The following is a 1,681-nucleotide window of genomic DNA, read 5'->3' as shown; positions in this document are numbered from 1 at the left end:
TTAACTATTCCGAATAATATAATCAAACGCAGACAAAGAAGCTTTAGCACCTTCACCTGTCGCAATAATGATCTGCTTATACGGCACAGTGGTACAGTCACCTGCGGCAAACACACCCGCCACATTGGTTTCATTACGCTCGTTGATGATAATCTCACCACGTAGACTTAACTCAACTGAACCTTTCAAGAAATCTGTGTTTGGCAATAAACCAATCTGAACAAAAATCCCTGCAAGCTCAATACTGTGTTCTGTCTCTGTAGCACGATCTTTATATTTCAAAGCAGTCACCTGAGCACCATCACCCACCACTTCAGTTGAAAGTGCATTGGTGATTACGGTCGCATTCGGCAAGCTGTTTAGTTTGTCCTGCAACACCTGATCGGCACGAAGCTTGGTATCAAACTCGACCAAAGTGACATGCTCTACAATACCAGCCAAATCAATCGCTGCTTCAACTCCAGAGTTACCACCACCAATCACCGCGACTTTCTTGCCTTTAAACAATGGACCATCACAGTGTGGACAATAAGCTACACCACGAGTGGCATATTCCTGTTCACCTGGAACGCCCATTTTTCTCCAGCGTGCCCCTGTCGATAAAATCACAGTTTTCGATTCAACCTTAGCGCCATTTTCCAGTTCAACTTCAACCAGACCTGATGCCGTTTGATCTGCCCCCACAATTTTGCTGACACGTTGTAGATTCATAATATCCACATCGTATTCACGCACATGCTTTTCCATGTCCGCAGCAAACTGTGGGCCTACGGTTTTTTGTACAGAGGTAAAGTTTTCAATGTCCATGGTGTCCATGACCTGACCGCCAAAACGCTCTGCGATCATGCCTGTACGGATCCCTTTACGTGCAGCATAAATCGCCGCTGTACCACCCGCAGGACCTGCACCCACCACCAACACGTCAAAAGCATCTTTGGCATTGATTGCAGCAGCATCTTTTTCTGCTGCGCTTGTGTCCAGTTTGGCTATGATTTCCTCTAAGGTCATACGACCCTGACCAATATGATTGCCATCTTGGAACAGCATTGGCACAGCCATGATTTTGCGCTGTTCCACTTCATCCTGAAAGAATGCACCATCAATCATGGTGGCTGTACTATTTGGGTTGTAGATTGCAATCAGGTTTAAGGCCTGAACCACATCGGGACAGTTGTGACAGCTTAAAGAAACAAACACATCAAAGTCAGATGTTAAGTTCAAAGCTTTAATCTGGTTTAACACCTCATCAGAAACTTTAGGTGCATAACCTGAAGTTTGTAACAAGGCTAAGATCAAAGAAGTAAACTCATGTCCCATAGGTAAACCCGCAAAGAACACACGCGGTTGCTCACCTGCTTTGGCAATACCAAAACTTGGACGGCGAGTATTTTGTCCGTCGAAACGTGCAGTGACTTGATTAGAAAGTTCGGCAATTTCAGTTACCAATTCTTTAATTTTGGCAGCTTTGTCTGAATCATCCAATGCTGCAACCAGTTCAATTGGACTTTCTAAACGCTCTAAGTAGGCTTTTAACTGAGTTTTGATATTTTGATCTAACATAATAAAGCTCCGAAGGAGTAAATTCTTAACTTAATAAGGATGATACGGTAAAAGGTGATATAGGTGAAACAGTATGTTTTTATTGTTTTAATCGGATTATTGAATAACTATTTGCTGTAAA

The 1,681-nt window shown here is 43.1% G+C and carries 1 protein-coding gene; it reads right to left on the bottom strand.

Annotated elements, in window-relative coordinates; genetic code table 11:
- Positions 1–1,560, bottom strand: coding sequence for an alkyl hydroperoxide reductase subunit F (gene ahpF, locus A7A69_RS08590; protein WP_152877040.1), 1,560 nt, complete (start codon positions 1,558–1,560; stop codon positions 1–3).
- Between the last annotated feature and the right edge of the window lie 121 nt (positions 1,561–1,681).

The sequence above is a fragment of the Acinetobacter guerrae genome, from assembly GCF_009372255.1.
In the GTDB taxonomy this organism is placed as follows: Bacteria; Pseudomonadota; Gammaproteobacteria; order Pseudomonadales; family Moraxellaceae; genus Acinetobacter; species Acinetobacter guerrae.
Note: the sequence above shows the minus strand (reverse complement) of the source record. Positions and strands in the feature narration are given on the sequence as shown.

What these genes read in the sequence shown, in the direction of transcription:
- ahpF (WP_152877040.1), bottom strand. Translation starts at nt 1,560, where the DNA reads ATGTTAGATCAAAATATCAAAACTCAGTTAAAAGCCTACTTAGAGCGT.